Genomic DNA, 19,076 nt, shown 5'->3' with positions numbered 1-19,076 from the left:
CGTTTGGCGGCGAACAACACCGTTAATGAAGCGATGCATTCGGGCGCCGTCTTTAGCGTTGGCGTTAAGCCGCCGAGGTCACCCGGTAGACGTCGTACACGCCTTCGACGTTGCGCACCACGTTGAGCAGATGCCCGAGGTGCTTGGGGTCGCCCATCTCAAAGGTGAACCGGCTGATCGCGACCCGGTCACCCGAGGTGGTGACCGACGCCGAGAGGATGTTGACCTTCTCGTCGGCGAGCACCCGGGTGATGTCCGACAGCAGCCGGTGCCGGTCGAGCGCCTCGACCTGAATGGCGACCAGGAACACCGACGACGCCGACGGCGCCCACAGCACCTCGATGATGCGCTCGGACTGCTGTTGCAGCGACGCGGCGTTGGTGCAGTCGGTGCGGTGCACGCTGACCCCGCCGCCGCGGGTGACGAACCCCATGATCTGGTCGCCGGGCACCGGGGTGCAGCACTTGGCCAGCTTGGTCAGCACACCCGGGGCGCCGGGGACCGACACCCCGACATCGTCGCTGCTGCGCGGGCGGCGCAGCATCGTGGTCGGCGTGGACCGCTCGGCGAGTTCCTCCTCGGCCTGGTCGATGCCGCCGAGTTCGGCCAGCAGCCGCTGCACGGCGTGCTTCGCCGACACATGCCCCTCACCGATCGCGGTGTAGAGCGCCGACACGTCGGCGTAGTGCAGCTCGCGGGCCACCGCGGCCATCGACTCGCCATTGACCAAGCGCTGCAACGGAAGTCCGCCGCGCCGCACCTCGCGGGCCATCGCCTCCTTGCCGGCCTCCAGCGCCTCTTCACGCCGCTCCTTGGCGAACCACTGCCGGATCTTCGCCTTGGCCCGCGGCGACACCACGAACTGCTGCCAGTCCCGCGACGGCCCCGCATTGGGCGCCTTGGAGGTGAAAACCTCGACGACTTCCCCGTTTTCGAGCTTGCGTTCCAGCGCCACCAGGCGGCCGTTGACCCTCGCGCCGATGCAGCGGTGGCCGACCTCGGTGTGCACGGCGTACGCGAAATCGATCGGCGTCGACCCCGTCGGCAGCGTGATGACGTCGCCCTTGGGCGTGAAGACGAAGATCTCCTGGACCGCAAGGTCGTACCGCAGCGACTCCAGGAACTCGCCGGGGTCTGCCGCCTCCCGCTGCCAGTCGAGCAGTTGGCGCATCCAGGCCATGTCGTCGATCTCGGCGGTGGCGTGCGGGTGCGGAACCCCGTTGCGGCCCTTGGCTTCCTTGTAGCGCCAGTGTGCGGCGATGCCGTATTCGGCGGTGCGGTGCATGTCGCGGGTGCGGATCTGGATTTCCAGCGGCTTGCCCTCCGGCCCGACGACGGTGGTGTGCAGCGACTGATACACCCCGTATCTGGGCTGGGCGATGTAGTCTTTGAACCGCCCGGCCATCGGCTGCCACAGCGAATGCACCACGCCGACAGCGGCGTAACAGTCCCGGATCTCATCGCACAGGATGCGGATGCCGACCAGGTCGTGGATGTCGTCGAAGTCGCGTCCCTTGACGATCATCTTCTGGTAGATCGACCAGTAGTGCTTGGGCCGGCCCTCCACGGTCGCCTTGATCTTCGACGCGTTCAGCGTGTTGATGATCTCGGTGCGGACCTTGGCCAGGTAGGTGTCCCGCGACGGCGCGCGGCCGGCGACCAGCCGTACGATCTCCTCGTACTTCTTGGGGTGCAGGATCGCGAAGGACAGGTCCTCCAGCTCCCACTTGACGCTGGCCATGCCCAGCCGATGGGCAAGGGGCGCAATGACTTCCAGCGTCTCGCGGGCCTTTCGCGCCTGCTTTTCGGGCGGCAGGAAGCGCATGGTGCGCATGTTGTGCAGCCGGTCGGCGACCTTGATCACCAGCACCCGCGGGTCGCGGGCCATGGCGGTGATCATTTTGCGGATGGTCTCGCCCTCGGCGGCGCTGCCCAGCACCACCCGGTCCAGCTTGGTCACGCCGTCGACGAGGTGGCCGACCTCCTCGCCGAATTCCTCGCTCAACGCCTCGAGCGTGTAGCCGGTGTCCTCGACGGTGTCGTGCAGCAGCGCGGCCACCAAAGTGGTGGTGTCCATGCCCAATTCGGCCAGGATGTTGGCGACGGCCAGCGGGTGGGTGATGTAGGGGTCACCGGAGTGGCGCAACTGGGTCGCGTGCCGCTGGTCGGCGACCTCGAAGGCGCGTTGCAGTATCGACAAATCCGCTTTGGGGTAGACCTCGCGGTGCACCGCGACCAGCGGCTCGAGCACGGGGTTCAGCGTGCTGCGCTGGGCCGTCATCCGGCGGGCAAGCCGGGCCCGGACCCGCCGCGAGGCGCTCGTCTTCTCGACCGGCGGCTCCCCGACCAGCAGGGGTTGGGTGACGTCCGCGGGCGCGTCGAGGGCCGGCGCCGCGCTCTTCTCGTCAGCCACGTTGGTCACCTCCGACCTCGAGGATATCGCTTATGTGCGATGGCTAGGCCGTGCTCAGGCTGAACACGGGCAGGGGCGCGATGGCCTCGCGACCGCCCAGCGCGGTCAGTTCCATGACCACCGCGGCCGCGCGCACGTGGGCCCCGGCGCGGTGCAGCAGCCGGGCGGCGGCGCCCAGGGTGCCGCCGGTGGCAAGCACGTCGTCGATGATGACAACGTCGCGGCCGCGCAAATCGATCCCGTCGGCGGGGATCTCCAGGGTGGCGGTGCCGTACTCCAGGGCGTACTGCTCGGCGTGCACCGGCGGTGGCAGCTTGCCGGACTTCCGAATGGCCAGCACCCCCGTGCCCAGCCGGCCGGCGACGGCCGCGGCCACCAGGAAGCCGCGGGAGTCGATGCCGGCCACCAGGTCCGCGCCGGACGCGACGTCGATCAGCGCGTCGACGACCGCCGTCATGCCGGCCCGGTCGGCGAAGACGGGGGTGAGGTCCTTGAACTGGACGCCGGGCTTCGGAAAATCCGCGACATCCCGGGCCAGGGACGCGATCAGGTCGGCCACCGGCGTGCTGCCGCCGGCGCCCGTCACTCGACCAGCGCCCATCGGTCCATGTTCCAGCCCACGCCCCAGCGCGTCGGATTCCTGCTCACGGCGTACATCTTCTTCGACTTCAGCAGCGTGCGCTGCTGGCGGTACAGGGGCAGGGTCGGCATGTCGGCCCACAGGATCGGAGCCGCCTGCGTAAGCAGCCTGGCGCGCTCGGCGGGGTCGGCGGACACGGCCAGCGCGCTGATCGCGGTGTCGACCTGGGGATTCGAGTACCCGGACAGGTTATTGCCGTTGCCGCTGTGCAGGTCGTAGGCGTCCATCGCCGAGGAACCGGTCGAGCCGCTGCCGCTGGCCCCGCCGGTGCTGGCCAGCAGCACGTCGATCTTGCCGTCCCGCAGCGCCTGCGGCCCCGGGGTGTCCAGCTTGGTGTCGGCCACGGTGATCCCGGCCGCGGCGCAGGACTTGGTGATGACCCCCACGGTCACCGCCAGCCGCGCGTTGGGCCCCTGGTAACCGATCCGCACGGGCAGCGGTTCGCCGCCCAGCGCGTCGCGGGCCGCGGCGGGGTCCGCCTTGGCAAACGGGCCGGCCTCGGCGGCGCCCTCACCGGCGGCGATCGCGTCGTCGGTGGCGGGCTGCAGGCGCGTGTTGGCGATCGCCACCCCGGCGTCGTGCGCGATCGTGTCGCGCGGGGTGCACAGCGCGACGGCGCGCCGGGCCTTGGGCTGCGCCAGGGGCCCCTGTGGCGCGAAGATCAGCTGCGCGATGCCGTCCGAGGGCGACTCGGTGCGCTCGTAGTTGTCCGGGGTGGACAGCGTCCCGGACGAGCCGGACGCGACGTCGACCACGTCGACGCTGCGGTTGTTCACCCGGTCCTGGATATCGGGCCCCTGCGGCCACACGGTGATGCGCTTGGTGATCGGCTTGGGACCCCACCAGCGGTCGTTGGCGACCAGCACCACGGCGCCGCCGCTGAGCATGGATTCGATCTTGTACGGCCCCGACGACGGGAAGCGCTTCAGGTCCAGGCCGGGCTTGAGGTCCCAGGTGGTGTTCCACAGCCTGGCGATCTGCTGCACGACCTGCGAGTTGTTGCTCAGCAGCGCGGCGGTCACGTCCACGTTCAGCTCGTCGGCGATGACGTGGGACGGCATCATCGAGGTCGCGCCGAACAGCTGGTTGTAGTCGACGACCCCGCGGTCGGGGACGAAGGACACCCGCGCCTTCTTCTGTCCCGGGATGCACTCGATGTTGGCGATGTCGACGTAACCGGCCTGGCTGGCGGCGTCGAAGCCGGGGAACCGCCCGGATTGCGCCGCCCAGGCCAGGACGAGGTCGTCGCAGGTCACCGGCTTGCCGTCGCTGTAGACGGCGTTGTCGGCGATCTGGTAGTCGAGCACCAGCGGCGACCCGCCGACGACCGAGACCGTCCCGAAGTCGTGGTCGGCGACGACCTGCCCGTCCGGGCCGTGATAGCCGAAGCCGGTGAGCGTGCGGGCGAACGCCTGCGCCCCCGCCGAGGCGGCACCGGCGACGGTGTTGGTGTTGTAGCTGCCCAGCGGGCCGTCGACCACGTAATCGATCTTCGAGGCGGCGCTACCCGAACAGGCCGTCAGCCCGAAAGCCGCCACCACGAGCCCGGCCAATCCGAGCCGACACCAGGTGGCCATCGGGGCTACCGCCGGCCGGCGTTTCGCTTGCCGCTCGGGCGCCGGGTTCCGGTGGGGCGCACCGGCCGTGCGCCCGGCGCCGGCTTGTTCGCCGCGGGCTTGCTGGCCGCCTCGGTCTCCGCGGGCGCCTCGGGCGTCTCGGCGGTCTCGGCCACTTCGACGGCTTGCGAGCTCACCTCGACGGGCTCTTCGGGCGACGACTCGTGGGAGGGCTTGCGCCGCTTGAGGACCCGGCGCGTGTGGGTGCGCACCAGCTCGGTGCGTTCGCGCAGGGTGACCAGCAGCGGGGTGGCGAAGAAGATCGAGGAATAGGTGCCGACCAGGATGCCCACCAGCTGCACCAGCGCCAGGTCCTTCAGCGTGCCGACACCCAGCAGCCACACCGCGACGACCATCAGCGCCAGCACCGGCAGCACGCCGATCAGGCTGGTGTTGATCGAGCGCATGAAGGTCTGGTTGATCGCCAGGTTCGCGTGCTCGGCGAAGGTGCGCCGGTTGGTGTGCTGGAAATCGCGGGTGTTCTCCTCGACCTTGTCGAACACGATGACGGTGTCGTAGAGCGAGAAGCCCAGGATGGTCAGCAGGCCGATGACCGTGGCCGGGCTGACCTCGAAGCCGACCAGCGAATACACGCCGGCGGTGACGGTCAGGTCGAAACACATGGTGGTCAGCGCGGAGATCGCCATATAGCGCTCGTAGCGCACGGTGATGTACAGGCTGACCAGCGCCAGGAACACCACCAGCGCGATCAGCGCCTTCTTGGTGATCTGGTCGCCCCAGGTCTCAGACACCGCCGAGTCGCTGATGGCCTGCTTGCTGGGCTTGCCGTCGTTGCCCTTCGGCTGGAACGCGTCGAACAGGGCATTGCGCAGCTTGGTGGTCTGGTCGTTGGTCAGCGTTTCCGAGCGGATCTGCACCGTCGCCGAGGCGCCGTTGCCGACGATGACCACCGACTCCGGGTCCTTGCCGATGGCCTTGCGGAACACCTCGGACACCTGGGCCGTCTGCGCGTTGCCCCGCGGCATCGAGACCGTGGTGCCGCCCTTGAAGTCGATCCCGAAGGTGAAGCCCCGCAGGACGATGCTGAGCAGCGCGACCGCGACGATCGCGCCGCTGATCCCGTACCACAGCTTGCGGCGCCCGATCACCTCGAACGCGCCGGTGCCCGTATAGAGCCGGGAGATGAAGTTGTGGTGGGGCGGCTGGGCGCCGCCGGTCAGCTCGGCCGCGCCCTCGGACGCCTTGGAGGAAGTCATGCGTTAGCCCCGTCCCGTCTTCACGTCCGCCGCCCGGCGTTCGCGCGCGACCTGTTGCACCGCCCCCAGGCCGTTGTACGCGGGCTGGGCCAGCGTGGACGACTTGGAGGCCAGGTAGACCAGCGGCCAGGTCACCAGGAACACCACCACGATGTCGAGGATCGTGGTCAGGCCCAGGGTGAACGCGAACCCCCGCACCTGGCCGATCGCCAGGGCGTACAGCACCGCGGCGGCCAGGAAGGTGACGGCGTTGCCCGACACGATTGTCTTGCGGGCCCGCACCCATCCCCGCGGCACCGCCGACCGGAACGAACGGCCTTCTCGTATCTCGTCTTTGATGCGTTCGAAGAAGACCACGAACGAGTCGGCGGTGGTGCCGATGCCGATGATCAGACCCGCGATGCCCGCCAGGTCCAGGGTGTAGTTGATCTGGCGGCCCAGGATCACCAGGATCGCGAAAACCATTGCGCCGGAAGCGCTCAGCGACAACGCCGTGAGCAAACCCAGCACGCGGTAGTAGAGCAACGAGTACACCAACACCAGAACCAGGCCGATGGCGCCGGCGAGCAGGCCGGCCCGCAGCGAGGTCAATCCCAGTGTCGCCGAGACGGTTTGGGCCTCCGAGGATTCGAAGGACAGCGGCAGCGACCCGTATTTCAAGACGTTGGCCAGCTGCTTGGCGGTGGAGGCGTTGAACGGCGGCTGGCCTCCGGAGATTTGGGTGCGCCCGCCGGGGATGGCCTCCTGGATCATCGGAGCGCTGACCACCTGGGAGTCCAGCGTGAACGCGGTCTGGGTGCCGACGTGGGCGGCGGTGAAGTCCGCCCAGGTGTTGGCCGCGGCGGGCTTGAACTGCAGGTCGACGACGTAGCCGAGGCCGCGCTGGTTCTGGCTCGCCGTGGCGTCCGCGATCTGGTCGCCGCTGATGATCGACGGACCCAGCAGGTAGGCGACCTTGTGGTCGGTCGAGCAGGTCACCAGCGGCAGGGCCGGGTCGTCGTTGCCGGCGAGGATGTCGTCCTTCTTATCGCACTGGGTCGCCTGGAACTGCAGCGCGAGGTACTGGATGCCCTGGCGGGTGCTCTGCCGCCACTCCTTCTCCTCGGCGATGCGGTCGGCGAGGTCCTTGCGCGGGTCGGGCGGCGCGGGCGCCGCGGGCGGCGGCGCCGCCGGTGCGGGTGCGGGTGCCGGTGCGGGGCCCGGCGCCGGGCTCGGCGGGTCCTGCGGGTAGGGCCTCGGTTGCGCGCCGGGTTGGCCGGGCGGCGGCGGTGGCTCAGCCCAAGCCCCCCGCCCAGGCGCCCGGCGGGGGCGCCTGGGCGGGGGGCTTGGGCTGAGCGGCCTGCGCCGGCATCGAGTTCAGCACCGGCCGGATGTAGAGCCGTGCGGTCTGTCCGAGGTTGCGCGCCTCGCTGCCGTCGCTGCCGGGCACGGTGATCACCAGGTTGTCGCCGTCGACCACGACCTCCGAACCGGACACGCCGAGCCCGTTCACCCGCGCGCTGATGATCTGCTGCGCCTGCGCCAGGGCCTCCCGGCTCGGCCGCGAGCCGTCCGGCGTGCGGGCGGTCAGCGTGACGCGGGTGCCGCCCTGCAGGTCGATGCCGAGCTTCGGCGCGGCCCGCTTGTCGCCGGTGAGAAACACCAGCAGGTAGACGCCGACCAGCAGCAACAGGAAAACCGACAGGTAGCGGGCAGGGTGCACCGGCGCCGAAGACGATGCCACGTTCCTCGTATCTCCTTGAGAATCGGTTTCTTGCCCTGACAGAGCCTACGTGTCTCGGGCCTATCGGCCCGGGTCGGTCAGTCCCTCGGATTCTTCCAAGTCCTGGTCTGTGGGGTCGTCGGGCAGGATCTTGTCGCGCACGGCCAGCTTCATCCATGTCGTCAGCACGCCGGGCGCGATCTCCAGGTCGACGGTGTCCTCGGTGATCGCGACGATGGTGCCCTGCAACCCGGACGTGGTGTGCACCCGGTCGCCTGGCTGCAACGAATCCTGCAGGTCGATGGTGGCCTGCATCGCCCGGCGCTGGCGACGCGACGCGAAGTACATGACGCCGATCATGATGATCACGAACGGCAAGAACAGGATCAAGCTTTCCATGCGGCCAGTCTGCCAGCACCGCAGGTCGCCACCTACTGACCCCGCTCCCTCGCGCCGTAGCGGATAGGCTTGAGCGGCGACGTGACAGCCGCGCCGCGGTGAGGAGGACGTCGTGGCCAGCCTCGAACAGAGCCGCCAGCTGGTCACCGAAATCCCCGGTCCCACATCGCTGGAGCTGAACAAGCGCCGGGCCGCCGCGGTCTCGGGCGGGGTCAACGTCTCCGTGCCGGTGTACGTCGCGCGCGCCGGCGGCGGGATCGTCGAGGACGTCGACGGCAACCGGCTCATCGACCTGGGTTCCGGCATCGCCGTCACCACGATCGGCAACTCGTCGCCCCGCGTCGTGGACGCGGTGCGCGCGCAGGTGGACGACTTCACCCACACCTGCTTCATGGTGACCCCGTACGAGGAGTACATCGCCGTCGCCGAGGAGCTCAACCGGATCACCCCGGGCTCGGGCGGGAAGCGCTCGGTGTTGTTCAACTCCGGCGCCGAGGCCGTCGAGAACGCCGTCAAGGTCGCCCGGGCCTACACCCGCAAGCCCGCGGTGGTGGCGTTCAACCACGCCTATCACGGGCGCACCAACCTGGCGATGGCGCTCACCGCCAAATCCATGCCCTACAAGAGCGGCTTCGGCCCGTTCGCGCCGGAGGTGTACCGGGCGCCGCTGTCCTACCCCTACCGGGACGGGCTGCACGACAAGGAGCTCGCCACCGACGGCGAGAAGGCCGCCGCGCGCACGATCGGCATCATCGAAAACCAGGTCGGCGCCGACAGCCTGGCGGCCGTCATCATCGAGCCGATCGCCGGCGAAGGCGGATTCATCGTTCCCGCAGAGGGATTCCTGCCCGCGCTGCTCGACTGGTGCCGCCGCAACGACGTGGTGTTCATCGCCGACGAGGTGCAGACCGGCTTCGCGCGCACCGGCGCGATGTTCGCCTGCGAGCACGAGGGGCCAGCAGGTCTGGTGCCGGACCTGATCTGCACCGCCAAGGGCATCGCCGACGGACTGCCGCTGTCGGCGGTCACCGGGCGCGCGGAAATCATGGACGCATCGCACGTCGGCGGTTTGGGCGGCACGTTCGGCGGAAACCCGGTCGCGTGCGCGGCGGCGCTGGCCACCATCGCAACCATCGAGAGTGACGGACTGGTCGAGCGGGCGCGGCAACTGGAACGGCTGATCACCGAACCGCTGCTGCGCCTGCAGGCCGGCGATGACCGGATCGGCGACGTGCGCGGCCGGGGCGCCATGATCGCCCTCGAGCTGGTGAAGTCGGGAACCGCCGAGCCCGATGCGGACCTGACCAAGCGGCTGTCCACGGCGGCCCACGCGGCCGGCGTGATCGTGTTGACGTGCGGAATGTTCGGCAACATCATCCGGCTGCTGCCGCCGCTGACCATCAGCGACGAGCTGTTGATCGAGGGGATCGACATCCTGGGCAGGCTGCTGCGCGACCTCTAGCCCCGGGGGTGCGAAAGATCACACCATCGGTGTCTCGTTGAGGAATACCATTAGTTTAGCTAACGTTCTAGTTGTCAGCGCAGCGTCGCGCTTCGGATCACCTTTTCAGCGAATCAAGGAACACCTATGTCGACTACTCCCGAACAGCGGCTCGCACGCCGAGTCGACGACCTCACCGCCAACGACCCTCAGTTCGCCGCCGCGCGGCCCGACCCGGCGGTCGCCGAGGCCCTTGAGCAGCCCGGACTGCGCCTTGCGCAGATCATCCAGACCGTGCTCGAGGGTTACGCCGACCGCCCGGCCCTGGGGCAGCGCGTGGTGGAGTTCGTCAAGGACCCCAAGACCGGACGCACCTCGCTCGAGCTGCTCCCCCGCTACGAGACCATCACCTACCGCCAGCTGAACGAACGCGCCGGTGCGCTGGCGCGAGGGCTGACCGCCGACTCGGTGCGGCCGGGCGACCGGGTCGCCGTACTGGGCTTCAACAGCGTCGACTTCACGACCATCGACGTCGCGCTGGCTCAGCTCGGCGCGGTGTCCGTGCCGCTGCAGACCAGCGCGGCGCTCGCGCAGCTGCAGCCCATCGTGGCCGAGACCGAACCCGCCGTCATCGCGGCGAGCGTGAACCAGGTGCCCGACGCCGTCGAGTTGATCCTGACCGGCCACACCCCGGCCAAGCTGGTGGTCTTCGACTACCACCCCGAGGTCGACGACGAGCGCGAGGCGGTCGAGGCCGCGCGCGACCGGCTGCGCGACACCGCGGTCACTGTCGAGACCCTGGCCGAGCTCCTCGAGCGCGGGACGTCGCTGCCGTCCGCGCCCCTCCCCGCCTCCGACGAGGACGACCCGCTGGCGCTGCTGATCTACACCTCCGGCAGCACCGGCGCGCCCAAGGGCGCGATGTACCGCGCCGGCAACGTCGGCAAGATGTGGTGCCGGTCCGCCAGGAACTGGTTCGGTCCGAGCGCCGCGTCGATCACCCTCAACTTCATGCCGATGAGCCACGTCATGGGGCGCGGCATCCTCTACGGCACCCTCGGCAACGGCGGCACCGCCTACTTCGCCGCCCGCAGCGACCTCTCCACGCTGCTCGAGGACCTCGAGCTGGTCCGCCCCACCGAGTTGAACTTCGTGCCGCGCATCTGGGAGACCCTGTACGCCGAATTCCAGCGCCAGGTCGACCGCGGGGTCCCCGCGGAGCAGGTCCTCGACGAGCAGCGGCAGTACCTGCTGGGCGGGCGGTTCATCTTCGCGATGACGGGCTCGGCGCCCACCTCCCCCGAACTGCGCAATTGGGTCGAGTCGCTGCTCGAGATGCACCTGTTGGACGGCTACGGCTCCACCGAGGCCGGCATGGTCCTGTTCGACGGCGAGATCCAGCGCCCGCCGGTCATCGACTACAAGCTGGTCGACGTTCCCGACCTGGGCTACTTCGCCACCGACCGGCCGCACCCGCGGGGCGAGCTGCTGCTCAAGACCGCGAACATGTTCCCCGGCTACTACAAGCGGGCCGAGACCACGGCCAACGTGTTCGACGAGGACGGCTACTACCGGACCGGCGACGTCTTCGCCGAGGTGGCCCCCGACCGGCTGGTGTACGTGGACCGCCGCAACAACGTGCTCAAGCTCGCGCAGGGCGAGTTCGTCACGCTGGCCAAGCTGGAGGCGGAGTTCGGCAACAGCCCGCTGGTGCGCCAGATCTACATCTACGGCAACAGCGCGCAGCCCTACCTGCTGGCCGTCGTCGTCCCGACCGAGGAGGCCCTGGCGCGCTACCAGCCCGACGAGCTGAAGCCGCTGATCGCCGATTCGCTGCAGAACGTCGCGCGCGACGCGGGCCTGCAGTCTTATGAGGTGCCGCGCGACTTCATCATCGAGACCACGCCGTTCAGCCTGGAGAACGGCCTGTTGACGGGGATCCGCAAGCTGGCGTGGCCGAAGCTCAAGGCGCACTACGGCGAGCGGCTCGAAGCGCTCTACGCCGAACTGGCCCAGAGCCAGGCCAACGAGCTCAGCGAGCTGCGCCGCAGCGGCGCGGACGCCCCGGTCCTGCAGACGGTGAGCCGGGCCGCGGTCGCGATGCTGGGCACCGCGACCAGCGACCTGTCCCCCGAGGCCCACTTCACCGACCTCGGCGGTGACTCGTTGTCCGCCTTGACATTCGGCAACCTGCTGCGCGAGATCTTCGACGTCGACGTGCCGGTGGGCGTCGTCGTCAGCCCGGCCAACGACCTGCGGGCCATCGCGGACTACATCGAGGCCGAGCGCAAGGGCACCAAGCGGCCCACGTTCGCGGCCGTGCATGGCCGCGACACGACCGAGGTGCACGCGAGCGACCTGACGCTCGACAAGTTCCTCGAGGCGTCGACGCTGGCCGCCGCGCCCGAGCTGCCGAAGCCGGCCTCCGAGGTGCGGACCGTGCTCTTGACCGGGTCCACCGGCTTCCTCGGCCGCTACCTGGCGCTCGACTGGCTCGAACGGATGGACCTGGTCGACGGCAAGGTGATCGCGCTGGTGCGGGCGCGCTCCGACGAGGAGGCCCGCGCCCGGCTGGACAACACCTTCGACAGCGGCGACCCCAAGCTGCTGGAGCACTACCGTGAGCTGGCCGCCGACCACCTCGAGGTCCTCGCCGGCGACAAGGGTGAGGCCAACCTCGGCCTGGACCAGGCGACGTGGCAGCGGCTGGCCGACACCGTCGACCTCATCGTCGACCCGGCGGCCCTGGTCAACCACGTGCTGCCGTACAGCGAGCTGTTCGGCCCCAACGCGCTGGGCACCGCCGAGCTGATCCGGCTCGCGCTGACCACCAGGCAGAAGCCGTACCTCTACACGTCGACGATCGGTGTGGGCGACCAGATCGAGCCGGGCAAGTTCGTCGAGGACGCCGACATCCGCGAGATCAGCGCGACGCGGGCGATCAACGACAACTACGCCAACGGCTACGGCAACAGCAAGTGGGCCGGCGAGGTGCTGCTGCGCGAGGCCCACGACCTGTGCGGCCTGCCCGTGGCGGTGTTCCGGTGCGACATGATCCTGGCCGACACCACCTACGCGGGACAGCTCAACCTGCCGGACATGTTCACCCGGCTGATGCTGAGCCTGGTGGCCACCGGCGTGGCGCCCGGTTCGTTCTACGAGCTGGACGCCGACGGCAACCGGCAGCGCGCCCACTACGACGGGCTGCCCGTCGAGTTCATCGCCGCGGCGATCTCCACCCTGGGAACCCAGACGGAGGGCTACCAGACGTACCACGTGATGAACCCGTACGACGACGGCATCGGGCTCGACGAATACGTCGACTGGCTGATCGACGCCGGCTACCCGCTGCATCGGGTCGCCGACTACGCCGAATGGCTGCGCCGGTTCGAGGGGTCGATGCGGGCCCTGCCGGAGCGGCAGCGCCAGTACTCGCTGCTGCCGCTGCTGCACAACTACCAGAAGCCGGAGAAGCCGCTGCGCGGTTCGCTGGCGCCGACCGAGAAGTTCCGCGCCGCGGTGCAGGAGGCGAAAATCGGCCCCGACAAGGACATCCCGCATGTCTCGGCGCCGATCATCGTCAAGTACATCACCGACCTGCAGTTGCTCGGATTGCTCTGAGGTAGGCCGAACAGCACATCGCCCAGCCCCGTTCGGGGCTGGGCGATTGCTTTGTGCGCGTTCAGCGTTGGGGGTGCGGCCAGCGCAGGTAGGCCGCGTTGGGCGACCCGCCCTCCGGGCGCTGGCGGCGCCATCCCCGCTTCGGCTCGCCTTCCGATCCGTACCGGTCCACCCGCGGCTGGGTCAGCGCGCCCGAGGACACTTCGGGCGTCTCCCGCAGGCCGGACACGTACGCGGGCTCCCCGTGCGACGGTTCGGCCTCCCGCGCGGCCCGCGCCTCTTCCACGCGTGCCAGCGCTTCGACGTCGCTCGCCAGGCGCACCGCAAGGCGCGCTATGGCGACGCCGCCCACGAAGACGATCAGCGCGCCGAGACCGGAGAAGTAAGAGACTTCGAGCGCGGCCCGTTTGCGGTCGCTCGCCGCGATCGGATCACCGGCCGAACCGATGCCCAGCATCGGGGCGAGCTCACGACCGATCACAAACCACGCGCCGGCCAGCACGGCCAGCCACCCGCCCACCATCGCGGTGATCCGATTTCCCGAGAAGATGAGCAGCAAACCCGCCGCGACGGTCGCCGCGCCGGGGAGCACGTCGAGCCAGCCCCGAGCCGTGCTCCACGCCCAGTCCTGATCGGGGGTGTAGGCGAAATTGAAATGGGGACCGACAAACGGGATCAACGCACCCCAGGCACCCAGGATGACCAGGATCAGTCCGCTCAGCGCACCGCGCGAGCGTGGCATCCACAACGCGCTGGGTCGGCCACTTCGTGCGTTTCTCATCAACTCTCCTCGATAGACGCCGGACTACTTCAGCATCGGCTGCATACCCCGGCGGTCTCGGGATGTAACCGGCACGCCCCAAGCCCCGGCGTTTAGCGACCGGTGAGGTTGCAGTGGCCGGTGTTACCGGTAGAGGCCCAGCACCACCAACATGATGGCGATCACCGGGAACGTCCCCTGAAGGAGCGCGGCCCGCGCCTTCTCCGGTGCGGACAGCAACAGCACGACCGCGGCGGCGGCCATCGATCCGACGCCCGCCAGCACGAGGGCCACTCCGACGGCGGTGTCCCCCAGCAGCACGGGCGGAATGCCGAGGCCGGTGACGATCGCCAGGAACAGGTTGTAGAAGCCCTGATTGAAGGCGAGCAGCTTGGTGACCTCGGCCTCTTCGGCCGAGGTGCCGAACCTGGCGCGGGTGCGTTCCGAGGTCCAGGTGAACGACTCCATCGTGAAGATGTAGACGTGCAACAGGGCGGCCAGCGCGGCGAACACCAACCCGGCGGTGAGCATCGCTCCTCCTCGCTAGTCGAACAGCCCGTTGCTGCGCCAAGAACAATACCGACCGGCGATTGTCCGGGCTGCCCCGACGGCGGGAGGAGTTACACGCCGGCGTGGTGGTGGCGTCGTCCGAAGAGGCCGCCCCCGGCGCGCCGGTGGAACAGGCCGCCCCGACCGCGCCCGTCGGCGGGCACGTCGCGAGCCGATTCGTCGTCCACGACCGGTTCGGCCGCCGGCGCGGTCGCGACGGGCGCCGGTTCGGCCACCACGACGTCGCGGGCGTGCCGGACCGCCACGCGGGCCAGCGCCGCCCCGGCCAGGAACACGATCAGCGCGCCCAGGCCGGTGAAGTAGGTGACCTCGAGCAGGGCCCTCTTCAGGTCCGACGCGGCCGCGGGCTGGCCGACGTCCCCGATTCGCAGGATCGGCGCGAAAGCCCGGCCGACCACGAACCAGGCGCCGGCGAACGCCGCCAGCCAGCCGCCGAGCATGGCGGTGGCGCGGTTTCCGGAGACGAGCAGCACCAGGCCGCCCACCGCGGCGACGACGCCGGGGAACACCTCGAGCCAGCCTTTCGCGGCCGTCCACGTCCACGCGGGGTCGAGGGAATAGGTCCACCTGATCAGGGGTCCGATGAACGGTGCCAGCGCGCCCCAAGCACCCAAGAGGATCAGGAGTAGCCCGGTCACGGCGCCGCGGGTGCGTGGCATGTAAGGCGCGGATGGGCGTTCATAGTCGGGGCCGGTGTGCCTCATCAGAATCTCCTCCGACAAGCGGTAACTGATGTTGACCCGGGTACCCGCGCCGGCGGTGGCGTAACCGGCGCTAGTCGAACAGGCCCGGTTGGCCCAGCCCCACGGCCCCGGCCGGCGGGGTCAGGCCGAGGTGCGTCCAGGCCTGCGCGGTGGCCACCCGGCCGCGCGGGGTGCGCGCGATCATGCCCGCCCGCACCAGGAACGGCTCGCACACCTCCTCGACGGTCGCGGCCTCCTCACCCACCGCGACCGCCAGCGTGGAGACACCCACCGGGCCGCCGCCGAAGCCGCGGGTCAGCGCAGACAGCACCGCCCGGTCCAGCCGGTCCAGTCCCAGCTCGTCGACGTCGTAGACCGCCAGCGCGGACTTCGCGACGTCGCGGGTGATCACGCCGTCGGCGCGCACCTCGGCGAAGTCGCGGACCCGGCGGAGCAGCCGGTTGGCGATCCGCGGGGTGCCCCGCGAACGCCGCGCGATCTCGGCGCCGGCGTCGGCGCCCAGCTCGATGCCGAGAATCCCGGCCGACCGGACCAGCACCCGCTCCAGCTCGGCGGGTTCGTAGAAGTCCATGTGCGCGGTGAACCCGAACCGGTCGCGCAGCGGGCCGGTCAGCGCGCCGGACCGGGTGGTCGCGCCGACCAGGGTGAAGGGCGCCACCTCCAGCGGGATCGACGTCGCCCCGGGCCCTTTGCCGACGACGACGTCGACCCGGAAGTCCTCCATCGCCAGGTAGAGCATCTCCTCGGCGGGCCGCGCGATGCGGTGGATCTCGTCGATGAACAACACGTCGTGCTCGACCAGGTTGGACAGCATCGCGGCCAGGTCGCCCGCGCGCTCCAGCGCCGGCCCGGACGTGACCCGCAACGACGTGCCGAGCTCGGCCGCGATGATCATCGCCAGCGAGGTCTTGCCCAGCCCCGGCGGGCCGGACAGCAGGATGTGATCGGGTGTGCCGCCGCGGTTTTTGGCCCCCTCGATGACGAGCTGCAGCTGTTCGCGCACCCGCGGCTGGCCGATGAACTCCGCCAACGAGCGCGGCCGCAGGCTGACGTCGATGTCGCCCTCGCCCACGGTCAGTGCCGCGGAGACGTCGCGGTCGGCGTAGTCGTCCTGGTAGTCGTCCGTCATCGCGACTGACCCAGCAACGACAGGGCGGCCCGCAGGGCGCCGGACGTCGAGGCGTCGTGATCCGCGGACAGCACCTTGTCGGTCGCCTCCTCGGCCTGCTTGACGGCGAAGCCGAGGCCGACCAGCGCCTCCACCACCGGACCCCGCACCGCGTTGCCGTTGAGGGCCGGGGCGGCCCCCGGGCCGCCGGCCGCCACCACTTTGTCGCGCAGCTCCAGCACCATCCGCTCGGCGCCGCGTTTCCCGATGCCGGGCACCCGGGTCAGCGCGGCGACGTCGCCGTCGTGCAGCGCCTGCCGCAGCGCCGCGGCGTCGTGCACGGCCAGCGTCGCCATCGCCAGCCGCGGCCCGACGCCCGACACCGACAGCAGCGTCAGGAACAGGTCGCGGGTGTCGGAGTCGGTGAAGCCGTACAACGTCATGGAATCTTCGCGGACCACCATCGCGGTGATCAGCCGCGCCTGGCTGCCCTGCCGCAGCGTCGCCAGCGTGGACGGCGTCGCGTTGACCCGATAGCCGACGCCGGCGGCCTCGATCACCACATGATCGAGCGCCACGTCGAGCACCTCGCCGCGCACCGAGGCGATCATCGGGCGGCCCTCAGCTTGGCCTGCACCTTGGCGCGGTAGGCGTGCCGCTGCTGCGCGGCCAGGGCTTCGGCGGCGGCCATCCGGGCGAGCATCGGCGCCCGCCAGCAGTGGCAGATCGCCAACGCCAGCGCGTCGGCGGCGTCGGCCGGCGTCGGCTTGGCTTGCAGCTCAAGGATTCTGGTGACCATGGCGGTGACCTGCGCCTTATCGGCGGCGCCGTTGCCGGTGACCGCGGCCTTGACCTCGGTGGGGGTGTGGAAGTGCACGTCGATGCCGCGCCTGGCCGCCGCCAGCGCGACCACGCCGCCGGCCTGCGCGGTGCCCATCACGGTCGTCACGTTCACCTGGGAGAACACCCGCTCGATGGCCACCACGTCGGGCTGATGGGTGGCCAGCCAATGCTCGACGGCATCGCTGATCGCCAGCAACCGCTTGGCCAGCGGCGCGTCCGACGGGGTGCGCACCACGTCGACGTCGAGCGCGACGACGCTGCGCCCGCGCCCGGTCTCCACGACCGACAGGCCGCATCGGGTCAGCCCGGGATCGACGCCCATCACGCGCATGGCCGGCTCCTTCGTACGAACAGCTGTTCGAGAGCCTAGCGGGCCGGGCCGACGTGATCCGGTAGACACGCCTGCGGCCGGACGAATGCTGTTAACTTAAAGCCCACGTTCGCTCCGGCACTGTGGCTAGCACCGTGGCAAGGAAGGTTTGTGTGGGAACACTCCTGCTCGTCCTCGCGGCAGTGCTGTTCATTGCATCGATTGTGGTGCTGGTCGTCGCGGTGCGGCGACCCAAGAAACCGGCCCCACCGGGCGGGCGCCAGGACCCGCTGTCCTTCAACGCGATGCCGCAGTTCGGGCCCCGCCAACTCGGGCCGGGAGCCATCGTCAGCTACGGCGGCGTCGACCTCGTGGTCCGCGGCTCGGTGACGTTCCGCGAGGGCCCGTTCGTGTGGTGGGAGCACCTCCTGGAGGGCGGCGACCAGCCGATCTGGCTGAGCGTCGAGGAAGACGACGGCCGCCTGGAGCTGGCCATGTGGGTGACCCGCAAGGACCTCACGCTGCAGCCCGGCGACCAGTACGTCATCGACGGCGTGGCGTTCCACGAAACCGAGCGCGGGCGAGCGTCTTACACCACCGAGGGCACCACCGGCCTGCCGGCCGGCGGCGAGATGGAGTTCCTCGACTGCGCCAACGCCGGCGAGACCGCCCTGCTCTCCTTCGAGCGGTGGGCCCCGGACATGCCCTGGGAGATCTCGACCGGCAAGCACGTCGTGCCCGGTGAGCTGACCGTCTACCCCGCGCCGCCGCCCACGGCCCCCTAGGACCAGGTCCGTGCCCCTTCATCAGCTCGCCGTGACTCCCGCGGACGTGTCCGGCGAGCGGCTGGGGCTGGCGCTCAACGCGCCCGCGCCGGTGCCGCTGGCCACCTGCACGCTGCGCCACCCCGACGGGAGCGCGCTGGTGCTCGGCGTCCTCGGCGCCTCGCACGTCGTCGCGGTCGAACACTCCAAAGGCGGCTTCTCCGAGCAGGTTTCGTGCACCGCACGCAGCGTCGGGGGCGAGTTGCCGCCGCGGTCCACGGCCCCCGGCTACCGCCTGCAGTCGCGCACCGAGACGCACGACGAGGCGAGCTTTCGCCGACTGGCAGGTGACCTTCGCGAGCGTTGCGCGCGGCGGCCGGGCTGGCTCGGGGGCACGTTTCCCGGCGACGACGCCGCCCTGACCGCGCTGGCCGCCGAACCCGACGGCGCCGGCTGGCGGTGGCAGACCTGGCACCTGTACCCGCGACCGGGATCCGGCGGCGTCGTGGTGCACACGGCGAGCCGGTGGCGCCCGTGAGCCGCACTCGCCTGTTTGTGATTTCCGGCGCGCTCGCGGTCGCCGCGGTGGTGTCGCTGGTTTTCGGAATCATCCTGCAGCAGAAGGACATCGGGTCCTATATCGCGGGCCACTATCACGAGTACTCGCGTGACGTGAACGGAACGCGCTACGTCTGCACCGGAACACCCGAGCAGGTCGCCGACACGCTCGCCGACTATCAGGCACCCGAGGCCCGCGCCGCCAACGGCAACAGCGAATACCTGCGCTATAGCAACAACATCGTGATCGTGGGCCCCGACGGCAACTACCCGTGCAGCATCCGCGTCGAGCCCCTGAGCGCCGGGTACAGCCACGGCTCATTCATCTTCCTTGGCCCCGGCTTCTTCCCCGGATCCCCGTCCGGCGGCGCCGGCGGCTCCCCCGGCGGGCCCGGCGGGACCAAGTGATG

General features: G+C 70.1%; 16 protein-coding genes and 1 pseudogene. 5 read left to right on the top strand and 12 right to left on the bottom strand.

All coding sequences use genetic code 11. The annotated features are described in order from the left end of the window. Positions 1 to 64: 64 nt before the first annotated feature. The 6 genes and pseudogenes from MTAB308_RS06410 to yajC all read right to left on the bottom strand — a co-directional run bounded on the left by MTAB308_RS06410 (position 65) and on the right by yajC (position 7,987). Positions 65 to 2,353, bottom strand: coding sequence for a RelA/SpoT family protein (locus MTAB308_RS06410; protein WP_245831321.1), 2,289 nt, complete (start codon positions 2,351 to 2,353; stop codon positions 65 to 67). Between the two features lie 103 nt (positions 2,354 to 2,456). Then, positions 2,457 to 2,999 carry an adenine phosphoribosyltransferase gene (locus MTAB308_RS06405; RefSeq protein ID WP_077098659.1) on the bottom strand — a complete coding sequence of 181 codons (543 nt, stop codon included), beginning with the start codon at positions 2,997 to 2,999 and terminating at the stop codon, positions 2,457 to 2,459. After that, a complete protein-coding gene (locus tag MTAB308_RS06400; RefSeq protein WP_077098658.1) occupies positions 2,996 to 4,630 on the bottom strand; it encodes an ABC transporter substrate-binding protein in 1,635 nt (544 codons plus the stop codon). Before MTAB308_RS06400 ends, MTAB308_RS06405 begins: the two co-directional genes overlap by 4 nt. Before the next feature lie 5 nt (positions 4,631 to 4,635). Then, positions 4,636 to 5,886, bottom strand: coding sequence for a protein translocase subunit SecF (gene secF / locus MTAB308_RS06395; RefSeq protein WP_077098657.1), 1,251 nt, complete (start codon positions 5,884 to 5,886; stop codon positions 4,636 to 4,638). Between the two features lie 3 nt (positions 5,887 to 5,889). Next, positions 5,890 to 7,609: pseudogene (secD, locus tag MTAB308_RS06390) on the bottom strand (protein translocase subunit SecD). 60 nt (positions 7,610 to 7,669) lie between these two features. After that, entirely contained in the window at positions 7,670 to 7,987 is a 318-nt protein-coding gene (gene yajC / locus MTAB308_RS06385; RefSeq protein ID WP_077098656.1) for a preprotein translocase subunit YajC, read from the bottom strand. A gap of 112 nt (positions 7,988 to 8,099) precedes the next feature. Between yajC and gabT the strand changes: the two genes are divergently transcribed. Together gabT and car are read left to right on the top strand one after the other, a co-directional pair. Further along, positions 8,100 to 9,449: a 4-aminobutyrate--2-oxoglutarate transaminase gene (gene gabT / locus MTAB308_RS06380; protein ID WP_077098655.1), complete on the top strand. Its 1,350-nt coding sequence runs from the start codon at positions 8,100 to 8,102 to the stop codon at positions 9,447 to 9,449. Positions 9,450 to 9,575: 126 nt separating this feature from the next. Further along, positions 9,576 to 13,049, top strand: coding sequence for a carboxylic acid reductase (gene car / locus MTAB308_RS06375; protein WP_077098654.1), 3,474 nt, complete (start codon positions 9,576 to 9,578; stop codon positions 13,047 to 13,049). Positions 13,050 to 13,110: 61 nt separating this feature from the next. Here the strand turns inward: car and MTAB308_RS06370 are convergent, their stop codons facing one another. From MTAB308_RS06370 to ruvC, 6 genes are all read right to left on the bottom strand, one after another. Beyond that, positions 13,111 to 13,830: a hypothetical protein gene (locus tag MTAB308_RS06370; protein WP_077098653.1), complete on the bottom strand. Its 720-nt coding sequence runs from the start codon at positions 13,828 to 13,830 to the stop codon at positions 13,111 to 13,113. A gap of 123 nt (positions 13,831 to 13,953) precedes the next feature. Next, positions 13,954 to 14,340, bottom strand: coding sequence for a DUF1304 domain-containing protein (locus tag MTAB308_RS06365; protein ID WP_077098652.1), 387 nt, complete (start codon positions 14,338 to 14,340; stop codon positions 13,954 to 13,956). 89 nt (positions 14,341 to 14,429) lie between these two features. After that, positions 14,430 to 15,083 carry a hypothetical protein gene (locus MTAB308_RS06360; RefSeq protein ID WP_077098951.1) on the bottom strand — a complete coding sequence of 218 codons (654 nt, stop codon included), beginning with the start codon at positions 15,081 to 15,083 and terminating at the stop codon, positions 14,430 to 14,432. Positions 15,084 to 15,153: 70 nt separating this feature from the next. Further along, the gene (gene ruvB, locus MTAB308_RS06355) at positions 15,154 to 16,212 is read right to left on the bottom strand and encodes a Holliday junction branch migration DNA helicase RuvB (RefSeq protein WP_077098651.1); all 1,059 of its coding nucleotides are present in this window, start codon (positions 16,210 to 16,212) and stop codon (positions 15,154 to 15,156) included. Continuing rightward, the gene (gene ruvA, locus MTAB308_RS06350; protein ID WP_077098650.1) at positions 16,209 to 16,802 is read right to left on the bottom strand and encodes a Holliday junction branch migration protein RuvA; all 594 of its coding nucleotides are present in this window, start codon (positions 16,800 to 16,802) and stop codon (positions 16,209 to 16,211) included. Before ruvA ends, ruvB begins: the two co-directional genes overlap by 4 nt. Next, a complete protein-coding gene (gene ruvC / locus MTAB308_RS06345) occupies positions 16,799 to 17,365 on the bottom strand; it encodes a crossover junction endodeoxyribonuclease RuvC (protein WP_077098649.1) in 567 nt (188 codons plus the stop codon). The genes ruvA and ruvC overlap by 4 nt, the downstream gene beginning before the upstream one ends. 152 nt (positions 17,366 to 17,517) lie before the next feature. Between ruvC and MTAB308_RS06340 the strand changes: the two genes are divergently transcribed. The 3 genes from MTAB308_RS06340 to MTAB308_RS06330 are packed head-to-tail and all read left to right on the top strand — an operon-like array spanning position 17,518 to position 19,074. After that, complete coding sequence (locus tag MTAB308_RS06340; RefSeq protein ID WP_077098648.1) at positions 17,518 to 18,129, top strand: DUF4178 domain-containing protein; 612 nt, start codon at positions 17,518 to 17,520, stop codon at positions 18,127 to 18,129. Between the two features lie 10 nt (positions 18,130 to 18,139). Continuing rightward, positions 18,140 to 18,646: a DUF2617 family protein gene (locus MTAB308_RS06335; RefSeq protein WP_077098647.1), complete on the top strand. Its 507-nt coding sequence runs from the start codon at positions 18,140 to 18,142 to the stop codon at positions 18,644 to 18,646. Then, positions 18,643 to 19,074, top strand: coding sequence for a DUF4247 domain-containing protein (locus MTAB308_RS06330; RefSeq protein WP_077098950.1), 432 nt, complete (start codon positions 18,643 to 18,645; stop codon positions 19,072 to 19,074). The genes MTAB308_RS06335 and MTAB308_RS06330 overlap by 4 nt, the downstream gene beginning before the upstream one ends. Positions 19,075 to 19,076 lie beyond the last annotated feature (2 nt).

It is taken from the genome of Mycobacterium terramassiliense (assembly GCF_900157385.1).
GTDB classification, from domain to species: domain Bacteria; phylum Actinomycetota; class Actinomycetes; order Mycobacteriales; family Mycobacteriaceae; genus Mycobacterium; species Mycobacterium terramassiliense.
Note: the sequence above shows the minus strand (reverse complement) of the source record. Positions and strands in the feature narration are given on the sequence as shown.